This window comes from Geomonas sp. (assembly GCF_056994735.1).
In genome coordinates this window covers 1-1,992 of sequence record NZ_JBXKJL010000512.1, presented here as the reverse complement: position 1 = coordinate 1,992, position 1,992 = coordinate 1, and the positions used below count along the sequence as shown (strand labels likewise).

Genomic DNA, 1,992 nt, shown 5'->3' with positions numbered 1-1,992 from the left:
CTAGAGCGTTGACCGGTTTGAAGTGAACCTGACCTTAGAGCAGGGTCAGGGGACTTGATTCAGGGCCGGTCGATAGGCGATGGTAAGCCCACCATGACATCCTCACCCGCGGAGTTAAACCGTATGTGGACCACCCCGCTCTGGTCACCGCCTCAAGACCTCAGCCCGACCGAAGAAAAGATTGCCGCTCGTGCGGCCAAGAAAAAGAAGCTGTTTGCGTTTTTACGGGCGATTCGCACGGAACTGTTTGATCCAGCGTTTCAGGAGGAACTGGCCGGGATGTACCGGCAGACCGGTGCGGGTAAGCCGCCGGTCCCCCCGGCGCTGCTGGCGATGGCCACCGTGTTACAGGCATATACCGGCGTGGGCGATCAGGAGGCGGTGGAATTGACGCTCGATTCCAAGCGCTGGCAGTTGGTACTGGATGGGCTGGGGGCGGAAGAACCACTCTTCTCTCAAGGGGCGCTGTTCGATTTTCGGATGCGGTTGATGAGCACGGGGATGGATCAACGCTTGTTGGAGCGGACCGTCGAACTGGCGCGTGCCCGCGGCGGGTTCGATGCCAAGGCCTTGCGGTTGGCCTTGGATTCCAGTCCGCTGTGGGGCCATGGCCGGGTGGAGGATACGTTCAACCTGCTGGGTCATGCTGCCCATCAAGTCATCGTCTGCCTGGCGGAACTGACTCGGCATGAAGTCGCCTATGTGCAGGAGCAGATTGGCTTGACCCTGTTCGATGCCCCCAGTCTCAAAGCGGGGTTGGATATCGACTGGGGCGATGCCGAGCAAAAGCAGCAGGCACTCCAGCGACTCTGTGACGAGTTGGAGGCCTTGCAAACCTGGATCGGGGAGCACCTGCCGGTGGAGGTAAAGCAACCGCCTTTGGCGGCGGCGGTAGCGACCCTGCAAACCCTGATGGTCCAGGACTTGGAACCGGATCCGACGGGTGGCGGTACCCGAATCCGGAAGGGGGTGGCTAAAGACCGCCAAATCAGCCTGGAAGATAAGGACATGCGCCACGGTCGGAAGTCGTCGGCCAAACGCTTTGATGGCTATAAACGTCACCTGGCGCGGGATCTCGACGAACAGTTGATCTTGGCCGCCGAAACGCTACCCGCCAACACGCCCGATACCGTGGGCTTGGATCCCCTCTTGGTCGCGGTCGAGCTACAGCCTCGGGAAGTCACCTCCTTGCACATCGACCGCGGTTACCTGGGAGGTGAATTAATCCAGGTTTATGATCAGGCCGGCGTGGTGATCGTCTGTAAACCATGGCCAGGGCGCCACCCGAAAGGGCATTTCAGCAAGCGGGACTTCCAGATTGACTTGGTGGCCTCCCAGGCCACCTGCCCGGCGGGCCAAGTCATCCCCATCGCTCCCGGCACGACCGCCCATTTTCCGGCGGACGGCTGTCGCGGGTGTGCGCTTCGAGATCAATGTACCTCGCGGGAGCGCGGTGGTCGGACCTTGACGATTCATCCGCAAGAAGACCTGCTGCAACGGCTCAGCGTTCTCCCCACGACGGTTGAAGGACGGGCCGCGTTACGGGAGCGCGTTGCAGTCGAGCACGGCTTAGCGCACGTGTCCCAACGACAGGGAAATCGGGCTCGCTATAACGGGACCCGCAAGAATACTTGTCATCTACGATTGGTCAGCGCGATCCAGAACTTGGAACGGGCGCACGCACTCTCTGAGCCGGCTCAAGCCCATGAAGTCCCTCAACGCTTGGCGGCCTGAGCCGTCAAACCGGTCAACGCTCTAGGCCAGCATCGGTGGATTACCGGTGTAGCTGGACAGAAAGTCGCGAATCTCGGCCTGCCCCTGGCCGCGGTCATTGACCCCTTGGAGAGCTTCAATGGTAAGCACGGTACGCCACTTCGGTCAGTCGCTTAGCGGCGCTCAGGAGGCAGCCTGGGATCAGGCCAACACCCACTGACGCACCCACTGGCCATGACTTTCGTCAAAGCATCGGGTGGCCGTCCGGGTTGCCGATGC

Annotated in this window: 1 protein-coding gene; it reads left to right on the top strand. The window is 61.1% G+C overall.

All coding sequences use genetic code 11. The features are described from left to right. The first annotated feature begins 123 nt into the window (after window positions 1-123). The gene (locus AC11W3_RS21355) at window positions 124-1,734 is read left to right on the top strand and encodes an IS1182 family transposase (RefSeq protein ID WP_484093740.1); all 1,611 of its coding nucleotides are present in this window, start codon (window positions 124-126) and stop codon (window positions 1,732-1,734) included. The last annotated feature ends 258 nt before the right edge of the window (window positions 1,735-1,992 follow it).